This is a genomic window from Streptomyces sp. NPDC037013 (genome assembly GCF_055607265.1).
Map to the genome: position 1 here is coordinate 248,572 of NZ_JBVJRV010000007.1, position 23,273 is coordinate 271,844.

At 71.4% G+C, this 23,273-nt stretch carries 24 protein-coding genes and 1 tRNA gene; 13 read left to right on the top strand and 12 right to left on the bottom strand.

Going from position 1 to position 23,273, the window contains the following annotated elements; translation table 11 throughout:
* The first annotated feature begins 29 nt into the window (after positions 1–29).
* Both ACZ7DY_RS26535 and ACZ7DY_RS26540 read left to right on the top strand, forming a co-directional pair.
* Positions 30–572, top strand: coding sequence for a GNAT family N-acetyltransferase (locus tag ACZ7DY_RS26535; RefSeq protein ID WP_471139131.1), 543 nt, complete (start codon positions 30–32; stop codon positions 570–572).
* Between the two features lie 113 nt (positions 573–685).
* Positions 686–1,705: a questin oxidase family protein gene (locus ACZ7DY_RS26540; RefSeq protein ID WP_471139134.1), complete on the top strand. Its 1,020-nt coding sequence runs from the start codon at positions 686–688 to the stop codon at positions 1,703–1,705.
* A gap of 24 nt (positions 1,706–1,729) precedes the next feature.
* Here the strand turns inward: ACZ7DY_RS26540 and ACZ7DY_RS26545 are convergent, their stop codons facing one another.
* Positions 1,730–2,491, bottom strand: a complete 762-nt coding sequence (locus ACZ7DY_RS26545; protein ID WP_471139905.1) for a dioxygenase family protein — start codon at positions 2,489–2,491, stop codon at positions 1,730–1,732.
* Between the two features lie 104 nt (positions 2,492–2,595).
* Here ACZ7DY_RS26545 and ACZ7DY_RS26550 point away from each other — a divergent pair, with 104 nt between their 5' ends.
* Positions 2,596–3,111 (top strand): MarR family winged helix-turn-helix transcriptional regulator, encoded by a 516-nt coding sequence (locus ACZ7DY_RS26550; protein ID WP_471139136.1) that lies wholly within the window; start codon positions 2,596–2,598, stop codon positions 3,109–3,111.
* 25 nt (positions 3,112–3,136) lie between these two features.
* On the opposite strand, the gene ACZ7DY_RS26555 is transcribed toward ACZ7DY_RS26550, so the two are convergent.
* Positions 3,137–4,660, bottom strand: coding sequence for an MFS transporter (locus tag ACZ7DY_RS26555; RefSeq protein ID WP_471139139.1), 1,524 nt, complete (start codon positions 4,658–4,660; stop codon positions 3,137–3,139).
* A gap of 112 nt (positions 4,661–4,772) precedes the next feature.
* Positions 4,773–5,429, bottom strand: coding sequence for a TetR/AcrR family transcriptional regulator (locus tag ACZ7DY_RS26560; protein WP_471139140.1), 657 nt, complete (start codon positions 5,427–5,429; stop codon positions 4,773–4,775).
* A gap of 290 nt (positions 5,430–5,719) precedes the next feature.
* Between ACZ7DY_RS26560 and ACZ7DY_RS26565 the strand changes: the two genes are divergently transcribed.
* Entirely contained in the window at positions 5,720–7,003 is a 1,284-nt protein-coding gene (locus ACZ7DY_RS26565) for a M6 family metalloprotease domain-containing protein (protein ID WP_471139143.1), read from the top strand.
* On the opposite strand, the gene rho is transcribed toward ACZ7DY_RS26565, so the two are convergent.
* On the bottom strand, positions 6,990–8,153 hold the full coding sequence (rho, locus tag ACZ7DY_RS26570) for a transcription termination factor Rho (RefSeq protein ID WP_471139145.1): 1,164 nt from the start codon (positions 8,151–8,153) through the stop codon (positions 6,990–6,992). The genes ACZ7DY_RS26565 and rho overlap by 14 nt on opposite strands.
* A gap of 436 nt (positions 8,154–8,589) precedes the next feature.
* Complete coding sequence (locus tag ACZ7DY_RS26575) at positions 8,590–9,147, bottom strand: MarR family winged helix-turn-helix transcriptional regulator (RefSeq protein WP_471139147.1); 558 nt, start codon at positions 9,145–9,147, stop codon at positions 8,590–8,592.
* Between the two features lie 113 nt (positions 9,148–9,260).
* Between ACZ7DY_RS26575 and ACZ7DY_RS26580 the strand changes: the two genes are divergently transcribed.
* Positions 9,261–9,674: an organic hydroperoxide resistance protein gene (locus tag ACZ7DY_RS26580; RefSeq protein ID WP_471139149.1), complete on the top strand. Its 414-nt coding sequence runs from the start codon at positions 9,261–9,263 to the stop codon at positions 9,672–9,674.
* A 68-nt stretch (positions 9,675–9,742) separates the two neighbouring features.
* Here the strand turns inward: ACZ7DY_RS26580 and ACZ7DY_RS26585 are convergent, their stop codons facing one another.
* Positions 9,743–10,075 (bottom strand): helix-turn-helix domain-containing protein, encoded by a 333-nt coding sequence (locus tag ACZ7DY_RS26585; RefSeq protein WP_471139151.1) that lies wholly within the window; start codon positions 10,073–10,075, stop codon positions 9,743–9,745.
* A gap of 164 nt (positions 10,076–10,239) precedes the next feature.
* Here ACZ7DY_RS26585 and map point away from each other — a divergent pair, with 164 nt between their 5' ends.
* Both map and ACZ7DY_RS26595 read left to right on the top strand, forming a co-directional pair.
* On the top strand, positions 10,240–11,058 hold the full coding sequence (map, locus tag ACZ7DY_RS26590) for a type I methionyl aminopeptidase (protein ID WP_471139154.1): 819 nt from the start codon (positions 10,240–10,242) through the stop codon (positions 11,056–11,058).
* 111 nt (positions 11,059–11,169) lie between these two features.
* Positions 11,170–11,245: transfer RNA gene (locus ACZ7DY_RS26595), tRNA-Arg, on the top strand.
* Between the two features lie 417 nt (positions 11,246–11,662).
* Here the strand turns inward: ACZ7DY_RS26595 and ACZ7DY_RS26600 are convergent.
* The 3 genes from ACZ7DY_RS26600 to ACZ7DY_RS26610 all read right to left on the bottom strand — a co-directional run bounded on the left by ACZ7DY_RS26600 (position 11,663) and on the right by ACZ7DY_RS26610 (position 13,606).
* The gene (locus tag ACZ7DY_RS26600; RefSeq protein WP_471139157.1) at positions 11,663–11,857 is read right to left on the bottom strand and encodes a hypothetical protein; all 195 of its coding nucleotides are present in this window, start codon (positions 11,855–11,857) and stop codon (positions 11,663–11,665) included.
* Positions 11,857–12,339 (bottom strand): hypothetical protein, encoded by a 483-nt coding sequence (locus ACZ7DY_RS26605; protein WP_471139159.1) that lies wholly within the window; start codon positions 12,337–12,339, stop codon positions 11,857–11,859. The genes ACZ7DY_RS26600 and ACZ7DY_RS26605 overlap by 1 nt, the downstream gene beginning before the upstream one ends.
* A gap of 88 nt (positions 12,340–12,427) precedes the next feature.
* Positions 12,428–13,606 (bottom strand): helix-turn-helix domain-containing protein, encoded by a 1,179-nt coding sequence (locus ACZ7DY_RS26610; protein WP_471139162.1) that lies wholly within the window; start codon positions 13,604–13,606, stop codon positions 12,428–12,430.
* Between the two features lie 131 nt (positions 13,607–13,737).
* Between ACZ7DY_RS26610 and ACZ7DY_RS26615 the strand changes: the two genes are divergently transcribed.
* Both ACZ7DY_RS26615 and ACZ7DY_RS26620 read left to right on the top strand, forming a co-directional pair.
* A complete protein-coding gene (locus tag ACZ7DY_RS26615) occupies positions 13,738–14,280 on the top strand; it encodes a flavoprotein (RefSeq protein ID WP_471139165.1) in 543 nt (180 codons plus the stop codon).
* 103 nt (positions 14,281–14,383) lie between these two features.
* Positions 14,384–15,229 carry a glycoside hydrolase domain-containing protein gene (locus ACZ7DY_RS26620; RefSeq protein ID WP_471139166.1) on the top strand — a complete coding sequence of 282 codons (846 nt, stop codon included), beginning with the start codon at positions 14,384–14,386 and terminating at the stop codon, positions 15,227–15,229.
* 105 nt (positions 15,230–15,334) lie between these two features.
* Here ACZ7DY_RS26620 and ACZ7DY_RS26625 read toward each other — a convergent pair whose 3' ends face one another.
* Together ACZ7DY_RS26625 and ACZ7DY_RS26630 are read right to left on the bottom strand one after the other, a co-directional pair.
* The gene (locus tag ACZ7DY_RS26625) at positions 15,335–15,565 is read right to left on the bottom strand and encodes a chaplin (protein WP_471139907.1); all 231 of its coding nucleotides are present in this window, start codon (positions 15,563–15,565) and stop codon (positions 15,335–15,337) included.
* Between the two features lie 145 nt (positions 15,566–15,710).
* A complete protein-coding gene (locus tag ACZ7DY_RS26630; protein WP_471139169.1) occupies positions 15,711–16,499 on the bottom strand; it encodes a hypothetical protein in 789 nt (262 codons plus the stop codon).
* 334 nt (positions 16,500–16,833) lie between these two features.
* On the opposite strand from ACZ7DY_RS26630, the gene ACZ7DY_RS26635 reads away from it, so the two are divergent.
* Positions 16,834–18,294 (top strand): cytochrome P450, encoded by a 1,461-nt coding sequence (locus ACZ7DY_RS26635; RefSeq protein ID WP_471139172.1) that lies wholly within the window; start codon positions 16,834–16,836, stop codon positions 18,292–18,294.
* A 24-nt stretch (positions 18,295–18,318) separates the two neighbouring features.
* On the opposite strand, the gene ACZ7DY_RS26640 is transcribed toward ACZ7DY_RS26635, so the two are convergent.
* On the bottom strand, positions 18,319–18,756 hold the full coding sequence (locus ACZ7DY_RS26640; RefSeq protein ID WP_471139174.1) for a PPOX class F420-dependent oxidoreductase: 438 nt from the start codon (positions 18,754–18,756) through the stop codon (positions 18,319–18,321).
* A 315-nt stretch (positions 18,757–19,071) separates the two neighbouring features.
* Between ACZ7DY_RS26640 and ACZ7DY_RS26645 the strand changes: the two genes are divergently transcribed.
* From ACZ7DY_RS26645 to ACZ7DY_RS26655, 3 genes are all read left to right on the top strand, one after another.
* Complete coding sequence (locus ACZ7DY_RS26645; RefSeq protein WP_471139909.1) at positions 19,072–20,250, top strand: MFS transporter; 1,179 nt, start codon at positions 19,072–19,074, stop codon at positions 20,248–20,250.
* A 249-nt stretch (positions 20,251–20,499) separates the two neighbouring features.
* Positions 20,500–21,204, top strand: a complete 705-nt coding sequence (gene snpA, locus ACZ7DY_RS26650; protein ID WP_471139176.1) for a snapalysin — start codon at positions 20,500–20,502, stop codon at positions 21,202–21,204.
* 101 nt (positions 21,205–21,305) lie between these two features.
* Positions 21,306–23,258: a transglycosylase domain-containing protein gene (locus tag ACZ7DY_RS26655; RefSeq protein ID WP_471139178.1), complete on the top strand. Its 1,953-nt coding sequence runs from the start codon at positions 21,306–21,308 to the stop codon at positions 23,256–23,258.
* The last annotated feature ends 15 nt before the right edge of the window (positions 23,259–23,273 follow it).

The window sequence follows — 23,273 nt, forward strand, 5'->3', positions numbered from 1 at the left end:
TACCCTGTGCCGCCACGCAGGGAGGCCGGATGCCGTCGGAGCCCGTAGAGGCGCAGGTCAGCTCGGGAGTCGAGGCCGATCTCGACGCCCTCACGGACATCTACAACCACTACGTACGTGAGACGGCCGTCACCTTCGACACCGCCGTCTTCCGTCCGGAAGAGCGCCGCCGTTGGCTGCTCTCCCATCCGAAAGACGGCCCGCACCGTCTCTTGGTTGCTCGCGAACCGGATTCCGGTCCCCACCCTCCCCGGGTGCTCGGATACGCGACGAGTAGTCCTTTCCGGCCGAAGCCGGCCTACTCCACCTCCGTGGAGGTGAGCGTGTACTGCGCCCCGCACGCCGCGGGACGCGGCATCGGCACCCTGCTCTACGAGGCGCTCTTCGAGGCCCTGGCGGGCGAGGACCTGCACCGCGCCTACGCGGGCATCGCCCAGCCCAACGAGGCCTCGGTCCGCCTTCACGAGCGCTTCGGGTTCCGGCACGTGGGGACGTACCGGGAGGTGGGCAGGAAGTTCGGGCGGTACTGGGACGTCGCCTGGTACGAGCTGCCGCTCGGTCGGCGGACCTAGGCCGCCGGCCCCGCGCCCCGCCCACGGGCCTAGACCGCCTGCCCCGCGCCCGCCCCCGGACCTAGACCCAGAGCCCGTTCCGCGCGCCGCCCCGGCGGGCCTACCGTCCCGGCATGACGGACACCACAGGCATCCTCGACGAAGCACTGCAACGGCTGCACACCTCCGGACCCGAACGCCTCGGGCGGCTCACCAACCACGCGCCGATGGCCGTCGAGGCCCTCGCCGCGCGCGGCCGGGCGGGCTCGGTGCACCGATGGCTCGATCTTTACGCCCCGAAACTGGAGAGTTTTCCGACCGCCGTCGCACCGGTCACCGACGCCGACTGGCGCGCCGCGCTGGGCGACCCCCGCCGGGCGGCCGACTGGATCGCCTACTTCCGCCGGGAGATCGCGGAGCGGCCGTGGCGGGACGTGCTCGCGCTCTGGTGGCCGCGGCTGCTGCCGGGCCTGTACGGCGGGTCCACGCACCCCGTGATCCGGGTCGGCCACGCCGTGCGCGCCCTGGAGCGGGGCGGCGCCACCGAGCCGCGCCTGGCCGAGCTGGCGCACGGCCTCGGCTACTGGGCCGCCCGGCACCGCCCCGTCACCGGCGTCACCCCGCTGCCGGGCGCCCCGGGCGCGGCGGAGTCCCTGGAGGCGGTGCCGCCCATCGCCGAACGCGCCTGGGGCGGCTTCGCCGACCGGCTCGGCCGGGTCGGGGCGCTGCCGACGTGGGCCACGGAGGTGACGGACCCGCAGGAGGCGCGGCGCCGGCTCACCGAGCTGGTGCGGGCGGCCACCCACCGCTACGCCACCCACGGCCACGGCGAGGCGACCATGCTGGTGCACGCGGCGACGGCACCCAACGCGGTGCTGCGCACCCTGCCCGCGCTCCCCCACGCCCTGTGGGTGCCGAGCCTGCACGCGGCGTGGACGGCGTCGGCCGCGGTCACCGCCATGTACGCGCCGGACGCCCCGGTCGCGTACACCCCGCCCGGCACCTTCACCGCCGAGGAGGTCTTCGAGCGGGCCCTGGCCCACGGCGACGAGCACGTCATCAAGCTGACGGACACCGCGCTGGACGTCGGGGACGAGCAGGCCCTCGCGGCGGCGCTGCGGGCCGTCGAACTGAGCGACCCGCTCACCGGCTGAGACCCGCCCCTCCCCCGGCCCGCCTCAGCCGAACTGCACCGACCGCTTGGCGAGCCCCATCCAGAACCCGTCGATCACGCTGCGCTGCGCGCCGAGGTCCCCGGCGGCCTCGGCGGCGCCGAGCGTGACGAAGAGCGGGGCGAAGTGCTCGGTGCGCGGGTGGGCGAGGTGGCCGGCCGGGGACGTGTGCCCGAAGTCGAGCAGCGCGTCCAGATCACCCGCCTCCAGGGCCTCGTGGCCCCAGGCGTCGAACTCCGCCGACCAGGAGGGGACGCCGCTCTGCCGCAGCGCGGCCAGGTTGTGCGTGAAGAAGCCGCTGCCGACGATCAGCACGCCCTCGTCGCGGAGCGGGGCGAGCCTGCGGCCGATGTCCATGAGGCGGCGCGGATCGAGGGTGGGCAGGGAGATCTGCAGGACGGGGATGTCCGCGTCCGGGTACATCTCGACCAGCGGGACGTAGGCGCCGTGGTCGAGCCCGCGGTCCGGCACGTCCTGTACGGGCATGCCGGGGGCGCGCAGCAGCTTCCGTACGGAGTCGGCGAGCGCGGGGGCGCCGGGGGCCGCGTAGGTCACCTCGTAGTAGTGCTGGGGGAAGCCCCAGAAGTCGTAGACGAGCGGCAGCGTCTCGGTGGCGGCCAGCGCGAGGGGGGCCTCTTCCCAGTGGGCGGAGACCATGAGGATCGCGGTGGGCCGGGGCAGCCCGGCGGACCAGGCGGCGAGCTCGCCGGGCCAGACGGGGTCGTCGGCGAGCGGCGGGGCGCCGTGGCTGAGGTACAGGGCCGGCATGCGGGTCATCGCTCTCCCCAAGTGCTTGAACTCTCAAGTTCTATGAGGCCACCGTACGCCGGGTTTGTTCAAACTTCAAGGAACGGCCTCGTACAGTGGGGTGCATGGATACGGCAGCGACCCCTCCCCCCGCCGGTGAACCGCGCTGGCTCGACGGCGAAGAGCAGCGCGTCTGGCGGGCCTACCTCCAGGCGACCACGCTCCTCGACGATTTCCTCGACCGGCAGTTGCAGCGCGACGCGGGCATGCCGCACATGTACTACGGCATATTGGTCCAGCTCTCCGACGCCTCCCGGCGGCGGCTTCGGATGACCGAACTGGCCAAGACCATGAAGATCACCCGCTCCCGCCTCTCGCACGCGGTGGCCCGCCTGGAGAAGAGTGGCTGGGTGCGCCGCGAGGACTGCCCCTCCGACAAGCGCGGCCAGCTGGCGATCCTCACCGACGAGGGGTTCGAGGTGCTGCGCAGGACCGCCCCCGGCCACGTCACCGCCGTCCGCCAGGCCCTCTTCGACCGGCTCACCCCGGAACAGCAGAAGTCCCTCGGCGAGATCATGACGATCGTCGCCGAGGGACTTCAGCCGAAGGAGGCCGGGGCCGACCTCCCGTGGCTCCGCTAGGGCCTGCCCGCCGGATGGGGGCGGGTCAGTGGGCCATCACCGGCACCTTCACCTCGTCCTCGACACCGTCCGCCGAGTCGGCGGAGGGCGAAGTACCGCCCTGGTGGCCGGTGTTGATGAAGGTGGCCGCGATCAGCGCGGAGACCACCAGGATCCCGACCGCCCACCAGATGGCGCTGGTGTAGCCCTCGACCATGGCGCGGGCCTGGAGCAGCTTCGGGTTGGTGGCGCCGGCCGCGTGGTCCGTGAGGTACGCGGTGGTCGCCGACGCGGCGATGGTGTTGAGCAGGGCCGTGCCGATGGCGCCACCGACCTGCTGCGAGGTGTTGACCATCGCGGAGGCGACACCCGCGTCGCGGGCCTCGACGCCGTGCGTGGCAAGGGACATCGCCGGCATGAACGCCGTACCCATGCCCAGACCCAGCATCAGCTGCGCGGGCAGGATCAGACCGGCGTACGAGGTGCCGATCTCCAGCTGCGTCAGGAGGAGCATGCCGAGACCGGCGAGCAGGAAGCCCGGGGCCATCAGCAGCCGCGGCGGGACGCGGGTCATCAGGCGGGCGCCGACCTGCGTCGAGCCCGTGATCATGCCGACGATCATCGGCAGGAAGGCGAAACCGGTCTTGACCGGCGAGTATCCCTTGACGATCTGCAGGTAGTACGTGAGGAAGAGGAACAGGCCGAACATCGCGATGACGGCGAGACCCAGCGACAGGTAGACGCCGCCGCGGTTGCGGTCGGTCAGCACGCGCAGCGGCAGCAGCGGCGACTTGACCTTGGCCTCGGTGAGGACGAACGTCGCGAGCAGCACGGCCGACGCCACGAACATCGCGATGGTCACCGAGTCGGACCAGCCCTCGGACTCGGCGCGGGTGAAGCCGTAGACCAGCGAGACCAGACCGAGGGTGGACAGGACCACGCCGGGCATGTCGAGCGGCGAACGGTTGCGGCCACCGGCCGGCTCACGGATGACGAAGTACGCGCCCAGGGCGGCGATCACCGCGAACGGGATGTTCACGAAGAACGTCCAGCGCCAGTTCAGGTACTCGGTGAGGAAACCGCCGAGGATCAGGCCGACGGCGCCGCCGCCACCGGCGATCGCGCCGTAGATGCCGAAGGCCTTGGCGCGCTCCTTGGCGTCGGTGAACGTCACCGCGAGCAGCGAGAGCGCGGCGGGCGCGAGCAGCGCGCCGAAGACGCCCTGCAGGGCACGGGCGCCCAGCATCATGGCCTCGCCGTTCGCGGCACCGCCGAGCGCGGAGGCGACGGCGAAACCGATCAGGCCGGTCACGAAGGTGCGCTTGCGGCCCCACAGGTCGGCGATGCGGCCGCCGAAGAGGAGCAGGCCGCCGAAGGCGAGGGCGTAGGCCGTGATGACCCACTGGCGGTTGCCGTCGGATATCCCCAGGTCCTGCTGGGCGGAGGGCAGCGCGATGTTCACGATGGTCGCGTCGAGCACCACCATCAGCTGCGCGAGGGCGATGAAGACGAGCGCTTTCCAGCGGTTGGTGTCGGGCCCGGAATCGGGCGTGAGAGCTCTTTCGGACATAGGGATAGCCACCTAGCGGTCTAGCTGTGCGGAAAGTGGTGAAAAGCGGGAGGAAGAAACGACGAGAGAGGAAGAGACGAACAGAGGTGCCTGGCGCGGTCCGCGGCAGAGGTCAGTTCCGTCGCAGGTCCTCCAAGGTCGCCGCTTCCCCCGGGAGTTCGGAGCGTGCGGGCGACATCAGGCCGTCCAGGAACAGCTGCAGATGACGGTGGATGAAGCCGTCCATGCTCGGGCAGGCCGTGCCCGGCAGCGGGCGGGTGAGCTGGGAGAGGGCGACCATCAGGTCTCCGACGGCGATGTCGGTGCGCAGCTGCCCGGCCGCGCGGGCCCGCTCCATGAGGCCTTCGATGGACTGTTCGAGACGCTCGCGGGCATCGAGCAGCTCGGGGTGGAAGGGATCGAAGTCGGGCTCCAGCATCGGGCACATGGCGCCGATCCGCTCCTCGGCCGCGGCGTGCACGAAGGTGCGCAGCGCCCCGAAGGCAGTGCCTTCTTCGGCGTCCGCCGCGGCGATGCCCTGCTCGGCGAGGGCCGTCACGCGGTCCATCACCGTGCGGACGACCTGGCGGACCAGCGCGCCGCGGTCGGCGAAGTGGCGGTAGACCGTGGCGTTGCCGACGCCGGCCCGGCGCGCGACCTCGTCGAGGGGCACGTCCGATCCGTACTCCACGAACATCTCGCGTGCGGCGGCGACGATCCGCTCCCGGTTGCGCAGGGCGTCGGCCCGCGGGCGGGTGACGCGGCGCTGGGGGGCGGTGGCGGTGTCCACGGCTGCTCCTCGATCGGTGGGGCTCGGGGTCCGGGGCCTGAAGTGCCGGCCCACGGTTCCGGCGATGCGGGGAGTGATTCCCCGTTTCGCGCGGACACAGGTCTAAACGGGGAGGGAGTCCCCGGATATTTCCCTTCACCCGATCGGATTCATGTGAGCCGGGTCACACGCCATTCGGCGAGAAACCCACGATCGGTCGCACCCAACGAGCGCCCGCGCACCCCCCGGCACAGGGTGATCGGACAGGGTGCAGCCAGGACCGGCGGCTGCCGCGGAGCGGAAGGCCACGCATGCAGCAGCCGACCTGGCGACACATATGCCCCGCCCGCCGCAGCGCCCTCCTCGCCTCCGCCGCCGCGTTCGCCCTCGCCCTCACCACGTCGGCGAGCACCGGACGCCTGATGGAGGACTCGCCCAGCGCGGCGGGACCGGTCGCCCTGGCCCGGGGCGCGACCCTCAGCCCGTGCATGATCAGCGGCACGATGGGCGTGCAGATGTCGGAGGGCATGCCCACCTCGCCCGGCTACTCCCGCTCGACCGGCACCGTCCGGGCCCTGAACCTCATGATCGACTTCTCGGACGCGCCGGGTGACGGCAGCGCGATAGACCGGCTCGCGGAGTTCTTCCCGCAGACCTCGCAGTGGTTCCGCACCAGCTCGTACGGCCGCCTCGACTACCGCCCCGAATCGCCCATCCCGAAGTGGCTGCGCATGCCCAAGACCTTCAAGGAGTACGGGATAGAGCGCGGCGCCCCCTTCGACCCCGGCTACCGCACCCTCGTCGAGGACATCGTGAAGGCCGCCGACCCGGACGTGGACTTCCGCGCGTACGACCTCGTCAACATCCTCATCACCCCGAACGCGGGCCCCTCCGCCCTCGACACCGTCCTGTCGGTGACCTTCGCCGGCAACCACGAGGCGCCGGTCGCGGACGGCGTCCCGGTCTCCAACGCGTCCTTCGTCTACAGCCGCCAGGACGACGGCTCGGGCAGCTACCGCGAGACGGGCTACCGCGTCCTGCCGCACGAGAACGGCCACGTCTTCGGCCTGCCCGACCTCTACACGCAGGACGGCGGCGGCGCGGTCGGCCACTGGGACATCATGAGCGAGGACTGGGGCTCCAACAACGACCTGCTGGCCTGGCACAAGTGGAAGCTGGGCTGGCTCGAGGACGACCAGGTCGGCTGCGCCTCGTCGCCGGGCACGACCGAGCACGTCCTGTCGCCGCTGGCCAAGACGGGCGGCACCAAGCTGGCCTTCGCCCCGCTGAACGAGAAGTCGGGGTACGCGATCGAGGCCCGCACCCAGGGCGGCAACGACGAATCGGTGTGCAAGCCGGGCGTCCTGGTCTACCGCGTGGACGCGGAGGTCGACACCGGCCACGGCCCGATCACGGTCTCCGACGCGACCCCCGACAGCGGCGGCTGCACGCGCCGCCCCAACGTCCACGCCGAGCTCTCGGACGCGACGTACGGCGTGGGCGAGACCTTCACCGACGCCAAGACGGGTGTCCGCGTGACGGTGGCGGGCGTGACGGACGACGGCGACTATCGGGTGCACGTCACGCGTCCGTAGCGGGGTGCGGCTGTGCGCCCGGGACGGTCTGCCGCACCTGGCGCAGGAACGCGGCGTTGCTCGGGGTCTTCCTGATCTGTTCGAGCAGCGCCTCCAGGAAGCCCTGCCCGTCCCTGCCGCGCAGCGCCCTGCGCAGCCCGCGCACGGCGCCCAACTCCTCGCCGGACAGCAGCAGTTCCTCGCGGCGGGTGCCGGAGGGCGTGACGTCGACGGCGGGGAAGACGCGGCGCTCGGCGGTGCCGCGGTCGAGGCGCAGCTCCATGTTGCCGGTGCTCTTCAGCTCCTCGAAGTAGTAGTCGTCGGCGCGCGATCCGGTCTCCACGAGCGCCGTCGCCAGCATCGTCAGGGAGCCGCCCTCCTCGGCGAGGCGCGCGGCACCGAAGAGCCGCTTCGGCCCCTGCACGGCGGCGGCGTCGACACCACCGCTGAGGGTGCGGCCGCTGCCGGAGGCCGCGTTGTTGTACGCACGGCACAGCCGCGTCAGCGAGTCGAAGAGCATGACGACGTCGCGCCCGTCCTCGACCAGCCGCTTGGCGCGCTCGACGGCGAGTTCGGCGAGGGCGATGTGCTCCTTGGCGGGCCGGTCGAAGGTGGAGGCGAGCACCTCGCCGCGGACCGAACGCCGCATGTCGGTGACCTCTTCGGGCCGTTCGTCGAGCAGGACGACCATGAGGTGGCACTCGGGGTGGTTCTGGGCGACCGCCGCGGCGATCTGCTGGAGCAGGACGGTCTTGCCGGTCCTCGGCGGGGCGACGATCAGGCCGCGCTGCCCCTTGCCGAGCGGGGCGACGAGATCGAGGAGCCGGGTGGCGGCGGGCCCGCCCGCGGTCTCCAGACGGAGCCGCTCGCGGGGGTGGAGCGGGGTGAGGTCGCCGAACCTGCGCCGGCCGCGCAGGGCACCGATGTCGCGCCCGCCCACCCGCTCGGCCCCGGCGAGCACTCGCGGCCTGCCGCAGACGCCTTCGACGAAGTCGCCGGTACGGAGCCCGATTTGGCGGATGACGGCGGCGGGAACCTGCACGTCGTCGGGGCCGGGCAGACACCCGGGACCGCGGAGGAACCCGCGGCCGTCCCGACCGATGTCGAGAACTCCCGCGCAGGCAGGCGCAGTTGAGGTGGACATGGTTTCAGTGGTGGCTGTGACAGTCATGGAGAGGGTCCTTTCGCGACCATGCGCGGGAGAGGCCCGGCGGGGTGGGCGGCAACGACACGCCCCCGTGGCGACGGGCGAAAAAGAGAACTACTGCCGAAGAAGCAGTACAAGGAAGGCCGGACAACGGCCTGACAGAACCGGCGAACCGGAAGAGATCCCGAAAACCGGGAAAAGGGATGACAGCACGGGCACCCCGAGCCGGGGCGTACACACGTACTGCTTGCAAGGTAACACACGTACCCGCCCCGATACCGCCTACCGAACCCAGGATGCCCCGCAGCCGCGCAAGAGACGGAAGGGGACGTGGGGGTATGTGCGAACGGAGCACCGAGCAAACGCTGGCGCCTTTGTCCGCACGGCGTGGCGCAGGGATGGCGAGTACGCACATACCCCCGCGGCCCCGACCCGCAGACGCGGGAGGGCGACTCACATATCAGCGGACGCAGTCACCGAAGCCCCCGGCATTCGGACCGCCCCCACCCCCGGAAGCGGAACCCGCACCCGCACCCGCCCCGCCGCCCCCGTCGAGCACAGCGGTCAACGCATCGAGCCGAGCCCGCAGATCCCGCACCTCATCCAGCCCCAGCCCCGTGGACGCGGAGATCGCGCGCGGCACGGCGAGCGCCTTCTCGCGGAGCGCCACGCCTTCGTCGGTGAGCCGGACGGTCACGGACCGCTCGTCCGCCGGACTCCGCCGCCGCTCCACGCGCCCGGCCGCCTCCAACCGCTTGAGCAGCGGCGAGAGCGTGCCGGAGTCGAGCCGCAGCCGCTCCCCGATCTTCTTGACGGGCAGTTCGCCGTGCTCCCAGAGCACGAGCATCACCAGGTACTGGGGGTAGGTCAGCCCCAGATCCTTCAGGGCGACGCGGTAGACGCCGTTGAAGGCGCGCACGGCCGCGTGCAGCGAGAAGCAGATCTGGTGGTCGAGCCGGAGGAAATCCTCGTCCGTCACGCCGTCGCCCGTACCTGCCCCGACCTGTGCCTTCTCCATACGTACGAGAGTACCTCAGCGGCCCATTGAGTTGTGCACAACTGAATTGCGTGCTCTACTTCCCTCGGAAAGAGCAGGACGCACAGGACGCAGAAGGAAGAAAGAGGTTGACCATGGACGCGCTGTACACCGCCGTAGCCACCGCCAACGGCCGCGAGGGCAGGGCCGTCAGCTCGGACGGCCAGATCGACCTGCCGCTCGGCTTCCCCGTATCACTGGGCGGCGACGGCAAGGGCACCAACCCCGAGCAGCTCTTCGCCGCCGGGTACGCGGCCTGCTTCGCCAGCGCGATGGGCAGCATCGCGCGCCAGGAGAAGATCGACGTCACGGACGTCTCGGTCACGGCGGAGGTCAGCATCGGCAAGGACACCGACGGCGGCTTCGGCCTCGCGGTGGTCATGCGCGCCGAACTCCCCGACCACCTCCAGGGCCCCGCCGGCGAGGAGCTCCTGAGGAAGACGCACGCGTACTGCCCCTACTCCAAGGCGACGCGCGGCAACATCCCGGTGGACCTGGTCATCGAGTAAACAACTCGGCACCACAAACGGCCGGCGCACGCCCACCCAGGTGGACGGTCAGCCCATACGAGCCAGGATCAAGAGGCCTCACTGAGCGCGGGGGCAGCCCCCGCACCCACGCCACGCCCCGACTCGACGCCACGCCCCGACTCGACGCCGCAGGCCGGATCGACCCGCCACACGCGGGCGAGCTCGGCCAGCGGAACGCCGAGGACCTCGCTGAGCCGGACGACGGTCCCGAAGGCGGGCGTGGGCAGGCGCCCGGTCTCGATCTTGCGGAGGGTCTCCGGCGAGATGCCCGCGGCCAGGGCCACGTCGACGGGGCTCCGCCCGGCCCGGGCGGCGCGCAGGGCGGCCCCGAGGCGGCGGCCCGCCTCGATCTGTTCGGGGGCGAGCGGGTGGCGAACCATGCGGACAGGGTAGGGGCGCCCGCGTTCGACCGGCAACCACCACGCTCAGCGCCCCGCGGCGGACGCCTCCCCTCCCCCCCCCCGGATCCCCCCTCTGGTATAAATATACCGATCAACGGCCGGAGGATCCGGCCTGTCCGGCACCCGGGGAATAGAGGACCGCAGTGATCGAGCACAAGTCGCCCAGGGACATCGAGCGCATGCACGTGACGGGCCGGTTCGTCGGCCAGGTGCTGGAGGAGCTCGGTGACCTGGCCGCGGTCGGGGTCGACCTGATGGACCTGGAACACCACGCCCGCCGCCGGATCAAGGAGCGCGGCGCGGAGTCCTGCTACTGGGACTACGCCCCCTCGTTCGGCAAGGGCCCCTTCCGCAACGTCGTCTGCCTCTCGGTCAACGACGCGGTGCTGCACGGCCTGCCGCACAAGTACAAGCTGCGCGACGGCGATGTGCTGACCATGGACATGGCCGTGATGATCGACGGCTGGGCCGCGGACTCGGCCCACACCGTCATCGTCGGCACCCCGGACGAGGAGGACGTTCGCCTGATCGAGGCCACGGAGGTCGCCCTGGAGGCCGCCATCAAGGTCGCCCGCCCGGGCAACCGCCTCGGCGACATCTCGGTGGCGATCGGCGCGGTGGCCGCGGAGTACGGCTACCCGGTCAACCTGGAGTTCGGCGGCCACGGCATCGGCCGCACGATGCACGAGGACCTGCACATCCCCAACGACGGCCGCCCGGGCCGGGGTTGGAAGCTGCGCCCCGGCCTGACGATCGCGATCGAGCCCTGGTTCGCCCGCGGCACGAACAAGATCACATTCGACAAGGACGGCTGGACGATCCGCTCGGCCGACGGCTCCCGCACGGCCCACTCCGAACACACGGTCGCCATCACCGAGGACGCCCCGCTCGTACTGACCCTCCGCCCCCGGGACATCGCGGCGTCCCACCCCGAAAAGACCCCCACCACGACCACCCCCTGACACCCCCCGCCCCCGAAAGTTCCACCCGCTACACTGTCGGCGGTGGCACGGGCGAACCCCGCGCCACCACGGAACTGCCGGAAGCACCAGAACGCTCCCGACCAGATCCTGGCCTCCGTAGCTCAGGGGATAGAGCACAGCTCTCCTAAAGCTGGTGTCGCAGGTTCGAATCCTGCCGGGGGCACCACGTCAGAACGGCTAAGGCCCAGGTCACGGATGGTAAATCCGGTCCTGGGCCTTCGTCTTGCGCACTCTGACCACGCAGTAAGACACCCTCACTACAACCTCACCGCCGGAGTCGATCTCTGTCCACCCTGTTGCGCATCGCTGGTGTGCTGGGGGGTTCCGCTCCGCGACCTGGTGTAGCAGGCGGCCCGCCCCGCCATGCTCGCCATCGGCGGGCCGCCTCTTCCCGCCCGTGGCGCTCCCGACGAGGCCGCAGGCGGGGGATCAGGGGGTGCGGCGGACGGGGGCGGGTGGCTTCGGGCACTTCTCGTGCAGGATGACGGCGTGGCCGCCGGCCGACACGGAAAGCTTTACGGACGTCACGACCGCCTGCCCGTGCAGGATCGGCTCGTCACAGCGCCAACAGAACCGCGTGCCCTCACTCACCGCCGCCCCCGGAAGCCCGCACGTGGTGCAGTACGAGCCGGGTCTGCCGGAGCGCCAGCCGGAGCTGGGCCGCCTCCGCACAATCCACCTCGGCCAGGCAGATGGCGCACTCCAGGGTGTGGGCGAGGAGCGTCTCGTAGACCTCCCGCTCGTGCTGCACCAGGTCGGGCGCCTTCATCAGGGTCATCACCGCAAGCCTTCTGAGCGCGTCCCGGTCGCGATGTGGACGAGGGCGGCGACGGACGGCACGGGGCACAGGTCGCCGACGATGCGTGGTTGCACGACCCAGTGCAGGCCGTACGGGCCGACCATGTCCGGGGCCGGGACGGAGAGGAAGTGACCGGCGCCGAGCATCGGGGCCTCGTCGGCGCAGGTCCACAGGGCCGGCGGATGTGGTGCGGTCAGTGCGTAATACGTCTGCTTCGGTCGGTGGTGGAGGACCGGGCCGCAGAGCAGATGGGCCAGCGCCGCGGCCACCGTCTCCGGGTCATCGGTGTCGACGCCCGCGTGCACGATCCGTGCGGACAAGCACACGGCGTTGAACCGAGTGCCGAGCGGCAACAGCGCCGCGCCGCGCTCCATCCACCCCCGCTGCGCCAGGCGCGGCTCCCGCTGAGCGCGCGCCAGCCAGTCGAACGCGGCACCGCATGTCTGATGTGAATTCACCATCTGCCCCTGCCGCCTGCGTTTTCTCCCTGTCGGACAAGGGTGACGAGGCGGTAGAGGATCAACTGTCACTCTTCAGTGACAGCCGGTGTCACAGGCCGAGCCACGCGGACATGTAGGCCAGGGCGTCGGGGGTCTTGCGCTGCTGGTGCACGAGTCCTTCGATGGTGGCGCGTGCGCCGGGGTGATACCGGGTCTGTTGTGGGGCGACCTCACGCGCCTTGGCGATGGACTTGAGTGCCGCTTCGGTGCGGCCTGTCTCCATCTCGGAGCGGCCCCGGTCGATCCACACGTGCGCCCTGCGGGAAGTGGGCCAGGAGTCCGGCATACGGAGCTTCTGCGCCTTCTCCACCGCCTTCCCGTACTGGCCCATCTCCGTCAGTGCGGAGAGCTCGTGCGCGGCCCAGTTCGTCGGCCCGAACGACAGCCAGTGCACGTGCTCAACCCGACCGGCCCGCATGGCGATCCGCTTGGCCTCCCGCAGGTGCGCCTTCACCGCTGCTTCGTCCCGGGCGCGCGCGGCGATGACCGTGGCACCAAGGTGCAGCTGTCCCGACACGGCCAGTGACTCCGGGGATTCGCCTGCCGCGTCGAGGAGGCGGTGGCCGGCGTCCACGAGACGGAGCCCGATGGTGTGCTCACCCTCACGGTGGTAGACGAGTCCCCGCATGTACTGGCGTACGGCCGCGAGTACCGGGTCCGAGGCTCGCTGCGCCGCCCAGGCCATGCGGTCGAGAGCGATGGTGGAGAGGTCGTAGAAGCCCAGCTTGACCGTCACGTCGTGGGCAGTCCGATAGGTGGATCCGAGAGCGGCCCACAGCTCGGTGGACGGAGCGCGATGAGCCGCGGTCGTGAGTTCGGCGATCAGTCGAGGCAGCGCCAGGGCGGCCTTGTTGAGCTGGGTGGCCCGAACTCGCCGGCACAGGGTGTCGGCTGCTGCCACCAGCCGGGACGTCTCGCACGTGGCCACGTCGGGGTCGGCGCCGAGGTCGTAGAGGTCGAGCGATTCGCGAATGGGCCGGATCAGCTCGGCCAAGCGGTCCTGCTGGAGCTCGGTCATGTACGGCTGTCCTGTCAAGGTGGTCACGTCCACCCGCAGGACTCGCGCACAGGCCGCAGTGAAGGCAGGGCTCGCCGCTTTGTGACCCCCCTCTACCTGGTGGAGAAGGCTGTACGAGTACCCGATCTTCAGGGCCAAGCCACTCTGCGTGTATCCGGCCAACTTCCGGTGCTTCGCGATCCGGGCGCCGGGGTGGTCGTCTCTGGGCATACTGGAACTCCGTTCCTGACTCACCACCTGGAACGGTACTCGCGCTCGATGGCGCTGGTCCGGCTTCTGCCCACGATCACCTGGGTCGGGGGTAGTTGCGTGTGATCGACCGTGCGGGTTGGGATGAGGGCATGACCTCACGGACCCTGTACCTGTTCGGGTCGGCAGCGCCGCCCATCTTCGACGTGGCCAAGGTGGTCGAGACCGCGCAGGCCGATGGGTGGGACGTCTACCTCGGCTTGACCCCGGCTGCGGCCCGCTGGCTTTCGGAGAGCCTCGATGGCCTGGCCGCGCTCACCGGGCACCCGGTCCGCAGCGAGTACAAGCTGCCCGGGGAGCCGGACGTATGGCCGAAGGCGGATGCGATCCTCTTCGCCCCGGCAACCTTCAACAGTCTCAACTCCTGGGCACTGGGCATCACGTCGTCCTTCGTGGTCGGTGTCGTCGCCGAGGGCATCGGCAAGGGCATCCCGACCGTGACAGTGCCGTGCGTGAACGCCGCCTACGCCGCACACCGCCAACTGGACCGCAGCATCACGGAGCTACGCGAGCAGGGCGTCACTGTCCTGTACGGCGAGGGCGGGTTCGTGCCCAACCCGGCAGGGTCCGGGCAGCCGAAGGCGTACCCATGGGACAGCGCACTCGCCGCGGCCAGGAAGGCCGCCGCGACATGACGAAATCCGAGCCGGACGCGAGGACGCGCCGCGGTGTTCAGGCATTGTCTTATCCTTCGGCCATCAGTAATTACAGAAGTGCACATCAAGGGGTGGGGACCGCATGATCGGCACGTCGCGCAAGTCTGCGCACCGGTTGTCCAGGAGGAGTCGCTGCATCGTCTGGGGTGCCGCGGGTGCCACCGTCGTCGCCGGTGGCGGCGTCCTCGCACAGAGTTCGTCGGCGGCCACGGCCTTGCCCGCGCGCAAGACGTACACCGGCCGCGCCTTCGACGCCTGCACCGCTCCCTCCGCCGCCGCCATGAAGGCGTGGCGCACCGGGTTCTACGGAGCGGCCGCCGTCTATGTCGGCGGCAAGAACCGTGGCTGCTCCCAGCCCAACCTCACCGCGTCCTGGGTGAAGAAGGTGACCGCCCAGGGGTGGAAACTGATCCCCATCTACGTGGGCGCTCAGCCGTACTGCCAGCGGGGCTCCAGTCCGGAGAAGCTGACGGCGGCGAACGCGGCCTCGCTGGGTGCCACCAACGGCAAGGACGCGGTGGCCAAGGCCTCCGCGCTCGGCATGCGGGCGGGCAGCGCGGTCTACCTGGACATGGAGCCGTACGACGTCGCGAACACCGCGTGCAACAACGCGGTCCTCAAGTACGTGCGTGCCTTCACCAAGACCTTGCGCGCCAAGAAGTACCGGGCGGGGTACTACGGGTTCAGCAGCTCCAGCGCGAAGGCCGTGGCGACCGCCGCCGACCGCACCGATCTGCCGGAGAGCCTCTGGTACGCGAAGTGGGACAACGTCAACACCACGACCAGTGACTGGCCGTGGTCGCCGTCGCTGTACACGAACCACAACCGCGGTCACCAGTACAAGGTCAACAGCAAGGAGACACGCGGCGGCCACACCATCACCGTCGACCGTGACGCCTGGGACGCGCCCGTGGCCATCGTCGGCTGACAGGACCGGATCGGGTCGTGCTTCTCGCGTGATCGTGCCGGCCTCCTCGGTGGGGAAAGAACCGGGAGGCCGGCACGGTCTGTCACGGCAGAAGGAGCCGTGAGGTCAGTCGTTGACGCAGGTGTTGCCGAACGTCGGGTTGAGCAGGCCGACGACGTCGATGCTGTTGCCGCAGACGTTGACCGGGATGTGGACCGGGACCTGGATGACGTTGCCGGAGATCACGCCGGGCGAGTTCTTGGCCGCGCCGCTGGCGCCGCTGTCGGCGACGGAAGCGCCGGCGGCTCCGAAGACGGCCGTACATGCCGCGGCCGCGGTGATACCGACCTTCATCATGGGCTTCATCGAGACTCCTTGCGGAAGAGGGATCCGGCCGGATGGCCGTCAACAAGATCCGTAACGCGCCGACCCGCCCTGAAGTCACGCGAGCCGGTCGCCGGTTCCTTCTCCCGCACGCTCCCGCACGCTCCCGCACGTCGGCTCAGGCGCGGATGCGGACTCCGTACCGCGTTCTCATGCGGTGCAGTTCCCACAGGGCCACCGCCGTGACCGAGACCGGGCCGCCGAGTACCGCGCACCACTGCGCCGCCGGCGGCCCGTGCGGCAGGCCGCCGTCCAGGGCGAGGCTGCTGAGCATCAGCTCCCACACGAGTACGACGGTGAGCGCGGCCGGGAGCGCGGCGTGGACGTTGGAGGTGTTGAAGGCGTAACGGGCTGCGTAGGCCGAGGAGAAGAGCAGGAACGGCAGGAGCCAGATGAGGCCGATGAGCAGGGCCAGCGCCACGAGGCCGTTCACGAGCGTGCCGTAGTTCTGCTTCAGGAGGACGGCGCTGCCCGCGAGGACGAGGCCCACGCCCACCAGGATCCCCACGTACCAGCCGACCGCCTTGAGCGGGGCGCGCAACCGGGCGCGCAGTTCGCGGCGGTGCTCGGCGGGTGCGTACCGGATGAAGCCGAGGACGACCAGCGGGCCGGTGAGGATGAGCAGCAGCGGGGCGAGGATCAGCTTCACGACGCCGTCGTTGGCGACACCGCTCCAGCCCTCGTCCGCGCCGTAGGCGTAGACGAGGTAGAGGGACGCGAGTGCCCCCGCGATCGCGCGCCACAGCTGCACCTGCGAGACCACGCGGTCCGCGACGTGGCCCGCACCCGGCTGGTTGAAGATCGCTTCGGCGCGGCGGCGGGCTGACCGGATCACCGGGATGAGCGGCGACACGAAGAGGAAGCCGCAGCCGCTGCGCCGACGACGGGCGGGGCGCGGGACCGGCATCGGCTGGGGCGGCAGGTAAGGCTGCGGGCCCGGATAAGGGGGCTGGTGGGGGGTCTGGGGTGGGATCGGGGGGCCTGTGGGTGGTGCGTACGGGTGAGGGGCGCCGCCTCCCTGTGGTGGCGTGTTCCGCGGTGGCCAGCCCTGGTGTCCCCCGTGCGTCACTGTTCTCCTCGCCTTCCCGCGTCGCTTCCGAGCGCGCGCAGTTTACTGGCCGGAATCCGGCGGGTGTCATCCGTGCGGGGCGTACGGACGGGAACGCTCCGCAGGCGGCGGGCAGTTACCTGCCTACGCCCCGGTCAAGGGACCGGTGACGTGTGGGCGCGAAGGGGTGGGCATGCGGATTCCTGGGCCTGAACCGCGGGACGACGGTGGGGTCGGCGCGATCGCGGAGGCGGGCGGGCTGCATCTCCATCAGCTGCGCCTGCACGCCGATTACGGGCCGGTCGTGCGGTTCCAGTTGCCGGGGGTGGGGGAGGCGGTCTCCGTCGCCGACCCCGTCCTGCTCGAGGCCACGGCGCGGCTCGACGAGCGGCCCGCGGCGCTGTTCGAGTTCCTCGCGCCGCTGTGCGAGGCCGGGAACCTCCAGGTCATCGGCGCCGAGGAGCACGGGCCCTGGCGGCGCGTCCTGCTGGAAGTGTTCGCCGGACGGCCTTCCCACGAGCGGCACTTCGCGGAGTTCGTCTCCTTGGCGGAGGAGCTCGCCGATCGCTGGGAACGGGGCGTGGTGGAGGCGGGAGCGGGTGTGGCGGGCTCGGGGCCCGCTGTGGGCGGGAGGGTCGTCGCTCTGCAGGAGGACCTGACCGCCCTCTCGTTGCGGATGATCTGTGCGTACGCCTTGGGGGGTGCGGGCAGCGGTGCGGGTGGTGTGGGTGGTGCCGACGGGCGGGGCGGGGGCCTCGTCGATCCCCCGAAAGTCGTCGAGGCCTTCGAGGTCGTCCTCAGCGAGTACCTGGGGCGCGTCTATCAGGTGGCGGAGGACCCGGCCGACAGGGCGGCGCGGGACAAGCGGGCCGCCGACGCCCTCCAGTACCTGCGGACCACCGTCGACCGCGTCGTCGCCGCCCACAACCCCCCGGAGGACCCCCCGAACGACAGCCGCCGACGTGACCGCAGCGACCGCAGCGACCGCAGCGATCTCATCGGTGCCCTTCTCGACGCCGGCACCCCGCCCGCCCGTATCCGCGACACCGTCATGGTGACCATGCTGGCCGCGCACCACACCACCGGCGTCGCCGTCTCCTGGACGCTGCACCTGCTCGCGCACCACCCGGAGATCGCCGACCGTGTCGCCGACGAGCTGGACCGCGTCCTCGGCGACCGTACGGCGCCCGACCACGCCGACCTGCGGCGGCTCACCCTGCTCGACATGGTCCTGAAGGAAGCGATGCGGCTCTACCCGCCCGGGCCGTACGGCGCGCGGGAGACGACCGAGCCGCTCGTGCTCGGCGCGTACGACGAGATCCCGGCCGGCACCACCGTCTTCTACCCCTTCTGGGCCGTGCACATGAACCCCGACCACTGGCCCGAGCCCGAGAAGTTCCTGCCCGAGCGGTTCACGCCGTCGGCCGTGGCCGCGCGGCCGCGACTGGCCTACGTCCCCTTCGGGCTCGGGCCGCGCAGCTGCGAGGGTGCCGCGCTCGCCATGGTGGAGGCCGAGGTCGTCCTGGCCGTCCTGCTCAAGCGGTTCCGGTTCCGGCCCGTGCCGGGGCACGAGGTGACGCCCGTCGAACGGTTCGTGCTCTGGGCCGCCGACGACATCCGCCTGGTCGCGAGCCCACGGGGCGGCGCCGGGTGACCCGGTGCCGCCCCGCCCGGGGGTTCAGCCGAGCTTCTCGCCGTACACGTGGTCGACCGTCATCGTCATGAGCACCCTGCGGTCGGCCACCATCGCGGACCGGTAGTCGTCCCAGTCCGGGTGCTCTCCGGCCGCTTTGCGGTAGTAATCCACCAGCGCCTCGACCTCGGGGCCCCGGGGGTCGGTGCCCGGGCCGACGAGGGTCACCGTGCCCTCGGCGGTGGCCCACGAGCGGCCGTCGGGGCCGGTGACCTCCAGGGCGGCGCGCGGGTCGCGGCGCAGGTTCGCCGTCTTGGCACGGCCCTCGGTCATCGACACGTACAGGACGCCGGCCTCCCTGTCGTAGAACGGCATGACGGGCGAGAGCTGCGGGCGACCGTCCGACTTGATCGTGGCGAGGACACCGAGCCGGCTCTCGGCGAGGAGCGCGTGCGGGTCGAACGGGGGCGGGGTGCTGGTCATGGGCGGGCCTCCGGGTGGGGCGGTGGGCGGGATCTACGGCGTCCGGCCCGCCCGGCGTCGGAGCCGGGCTTCCCGAACAGTGCCGCACCCAGAGCAATTCCCTTCGGCCCCACGGCATTCCCCACCATGGGGTGAGCTGTCCCGGGCCCCCCTAGGCTTCCCGCCGAACGTAGCCCGATCAGCCCCATCAGCCCCAACAGGCCCACCGAACAGGGACACATGACCCCCACACCTCCTCCGACCCCGACCCCCGAGACCACAGCCGAACAAGCACCGCCCTCGACCACCCCAACCCCCACCCCCACCCCCTCCCCCCTGCGCATCGCCCCCTTCCGGCGGTTCGTCCTCGCTCAGCTCGTCTCCGCCTGTGGTTCCGCGATGGCCCCGCTCGCCCTCGCGTACGCGGTGATCGGCGCGGGTGGCGGGGCCGGTGCGCTCGGGCTCGTCCTGGCCACCAACACCGTGCCGACGGTCGGTTTCCTGCTCGTCGGCGGAGTGCTGGCCGACCGGGTCTCGCGCAGCCGGCTGCTGTTCCTCGGCAATCTGCTCGCCGCCGCCGCGCAGGGCGCCCTCGCCCTGGTGGTGGCCACCGGGCACGCCAGCACCGGTTCGATCGCCGTCTGCGGTTTCGTCTCGGGTGTCGCGGTCGCCTTCACCACGCCCGCCGCGCAGGGCGTCGTCACCCAGCTCGTCGCCCCGCACCAGTTGCAGCAGGCCAACGCCCTGCTCCGGCTGCCCACCAACGCGGTCAAGGTCGTCGGTCCGGTGGCGGGCGGGCTGCTCGTGGCCCTCAGCGGGCCGGCGTGGGCGCTGGGCTTCGACGCGCTGACGTTCGCCGTCTCCGCCCTGCTCCTGCTCGGCCTGCGGCTTGGCGCGCCCGTCACGAAGAGCGGGGCGCTCGCGGATCTGCGGGCCGGCTGGTCGGGGTTCTGGTCGCGGACCTGGCTGTGGACGTACACGGCGGCGGGGACGGTGCTCGTCGCCGCCTGGCTCGCGGGGTACCAGCTCCTGGGGCCGGTCGTCACGGAGGAGCGGTACGAGGGGGCGCGTACCTGGGGGCTGGTGCAGGGCGCGTTCTCCCTGGGGCTGCTCGCGGGGACCGTCGTGTGCCTGCGGTGGAAGCCGTACCGGCTGCTCACCGTCGCGGTGGCCGCCAGTTCGGGGCTCGCGCTGCCGCTCGCGGGCCTCGCGTTCGGGGTGCCGCTGCCCTGGCTGCTGCTCGGCGCGGTCGTGGCGGGCATCACCCTGGACATCGCGGGGGTGACCTGGGTGACCGCCTTCCAACAGAACGTCCCCGCGGAGGAGTTGGGCCGCATGAGCTCCTTCAACCAGCTCGGTGAGCGGCTCGCGATCCCGCTCGGCTACCTCGTCGTCGCGCTCGCCTCCTCCGTGTTCGCCGACCGGTCCGTGCTCCTGGTCTGTACGGGGATCATCGCGGCAGCCACCCTGCTCAACCTCTGCGTGCGCGACGTGCACCGGATCCGGCGCCGGTAGGGCGCGGGGGCGGCCACGCACTTCCGCGTAGACGGTCAAATTCCGTACTACGACGATGAGTTGATGCCACCGAGCTATCGGGCAATGGCATCGGCGCAAACACGCCCCGTCCTCCGGATACTCGTCCCGACCGGAGACCGCACCCGCAGGCCTCCGGTCCCGGGACACCGGACACCCCCGTGCTCCGGTGTCCCGGCCACCCCCCTTGGCCCATCCCGGCCATCCGGCCCCACCGGAAGGGACACCCCCATGAACAGATCCAGGACCAGCCTCGCCGCCGCCCTCGGCGCGGCCGCACTCGTCGCCTCGCTGGCCGCCGCCCCCACGGCGCTGGCCGCCCCGGCGCCTGCGCCCGACTCGGTCAAGCCCGCGACCGGGCAGAGCGCTTCGGCGTTCGCCGGGTACAGCGCGTCGTCGTACACCGGCGAGAACCAGGCCGTCAACCGGCAGTTCTTCGAAGCCGTCATGAAGTCGGCGCTGAAGAAGCAGGCCGCCAAGCCCGGCATCCAGGCCGTCACCGTCACCTACAGCACCAGCCGGGCGCCCAGTTTCCGCAGCCAGATAGCCCAGAGCACGCAGATATGGAACTCCTCGGTCAGCAACGTGCGGCTCCAGGAGGGCAGCGGCGGGACGGACTTCGAGTACCGCGAGGGCAATGACTCGCGGGGCTCCTACGCCTACACCGACGGGCGCGGCCACGGCTACATCTTCCTGGACTACCGGCAGAACCAGCAGTACAACTCCACGCGCGTGACGGCCCACGAGACCGGTCATGTGCTCGGTCTGCCCGACCACTACTCGGGCCCGTGCAGCGAGCTGATGTCGGGCGGCGGCCCCGGCCCGTCCTGCACCAACGCCTACCCCAACGCCCAGGAGCGGCAGCGCGTCAACAGCATCTGGGCCCGCGGCGTGGCGGCCCTCAAGGACGGGCGTGAGCTGACGAAGATCCGCTGACGAAGCCCCACTGACCCCGCCACCTCCCCCTCGGCGGGCTGTTACGTACCGCAAACAGCCTCCGGGCCAACCCGGCCGCGTGCGGCGCACTCTCCCCCGGCATGGGGACACATGCTCAGGGGAAGAAGTCGCGCCGCCGCGGCCGACGACGGCTCGTGGACTACCCGCGCACCGGCCGGACCGGCGTCCGGCGCTGGCTCCCGTCGTGGCGCCAACTCCTCGGTGCCACACTGCTCTTCGTCACGTCGGTCGCCGTGCTCTTCGTCTGCGTGTACATCAGCGTGGACATCCCGGACGAGAACGCGGCGGCCCGCCGCGAGGCCAACGTCTACTACTGGTCCGACGGCACCCAGATGGTGAGCACCGGCGAGGTGAACCGGCAGAACGTGGAGCTCGACCAGATCGCCCCGTCCGCCGTGCACGCGGTGATCGCCGCCGAGAACGAGACCTTCTACGACGACTCGGGCGTCTCCCCCAAGGGCCTGGCCCGCGCCGCCGTCAGCATGGTCCGCGGGCGCGAGACGCAGGGCGGCTCCACCATCACCCAGCAGTACGTGAAGAACACCTATCTGTCGCAGGACCAGACCGTCACGCGCAAGGCGAAGGAATTCGTCATCGCGCTGAAGCTGGACCGGATGAAGAGCAAGGACGAGATCCTCAAGGGGTATCTCAACACCAGCTGGTTCGGGCGGGGTGCCAACGGCATCGAGGCCGCCGCCCACGCCTACTACGGCATCCCCGCCAAGCAGCTGAACCCCAGTCAGAGCGCCCTGCTCGCCGCCCTGTTGAAGGGTGCCGAGCTGTACGACCCGGCGGGTGGCCCCGCCAACCACGAGCGGGCCCGCGAGCGCTGGGCGTGGATCCTGGACCGGCAGGTCGACGTCGGCCTGATGGCGCGGAAGGAGCGGAACAAGTACCGCACCTTCCCCGAACCGCGCAGCCGTTCGCGCTCCACCAGCCTCGGCGGCCAGACCGGCTACCTCGTCGACGTCGCCAACCGGTACCTCAAGCAGCACACCGGCCTCACCGACGAGCAGCTGGCCCGCGGCGGCCACGAGATCCACACCACCTTCGACAGGCACAAGGTGCGCGCCCTGGAGCGGGCGGTGCGCGGCGTCCTGGCCCGCGACACCGATCCGAAGAGGCGCCGCGCCGACCGGCACCTCCAGGTCGGCGCCGCCTCCGTGCGGCCCTCGGACGGGGCGATCGTGGCGCTGTACGGCGGCCCCGACGCGACCGAGCACTTCACCAACAACGCCGATACCTCGGGCGTCCCCGTGGGCTCGGCCTTCAAGCCGTTCGTGCTGGCCGCCGCGTTGCAGTACGGGATGACCGTGCGCGACCTGCCGGCGACCGAGGCGCACCTGGCGGGCCGCGCCCCCGGCGCGGCGCAGAGCACGCTCGCCGACAGCCATTACGCGGCCGACGGCACGCTGCGCGCCTCCCGCGGCGCCCGGGACCCGGACCACCCCACGCTCACCGAGGCCCTGGTCTCCGGCGGCAACGCGACGTACGTACGGCTCGGCAAGGACGTCGGCAGGGAGAACGTCCGCCGCACGGCCGTCGACGCGGGGATGCTGCGCCAGAGCATGGCCCGCCTGGAGCCGACCTTCTCCATCGGCACGTCGACGCCGAGCGCGATCCGCATGGCCACCGCCTACGGGACCCTCGCGAACGAAGGGCTGGCGCACGACCCGTACTCCGTGACCGAGGTCCTCAAGGACGGCGAGCGGTTGCCCGGCCTGGAGCGGCCCGCATCCCGGCGCGCGCTCGACGGTGACGTGGCCCGGCAGGTCACCGACGCCCTGCGCGCGGGCGGCGAGAAGCTGGGGGTGGACGCCCCGGTGGGCCGCACCGGCGACCAGGACCGGCTCAGGTCGGCGTGGATCGCGGGCCTCACGAAGGACCTGTCCACGGCGGTGACCCTCTTCCGGGTGCGCCCCGACGAGCCGCGGCTGCTGCCGATGTCCGGGGTGGGCGGCAAGGGCTCGCAGCGCGGGAACGTGCTGCCGCCGCGGATCTGGAAGGCGTACGTGAACGCGCCGCGGCGGTGAAAGGGCGCGGCGGGG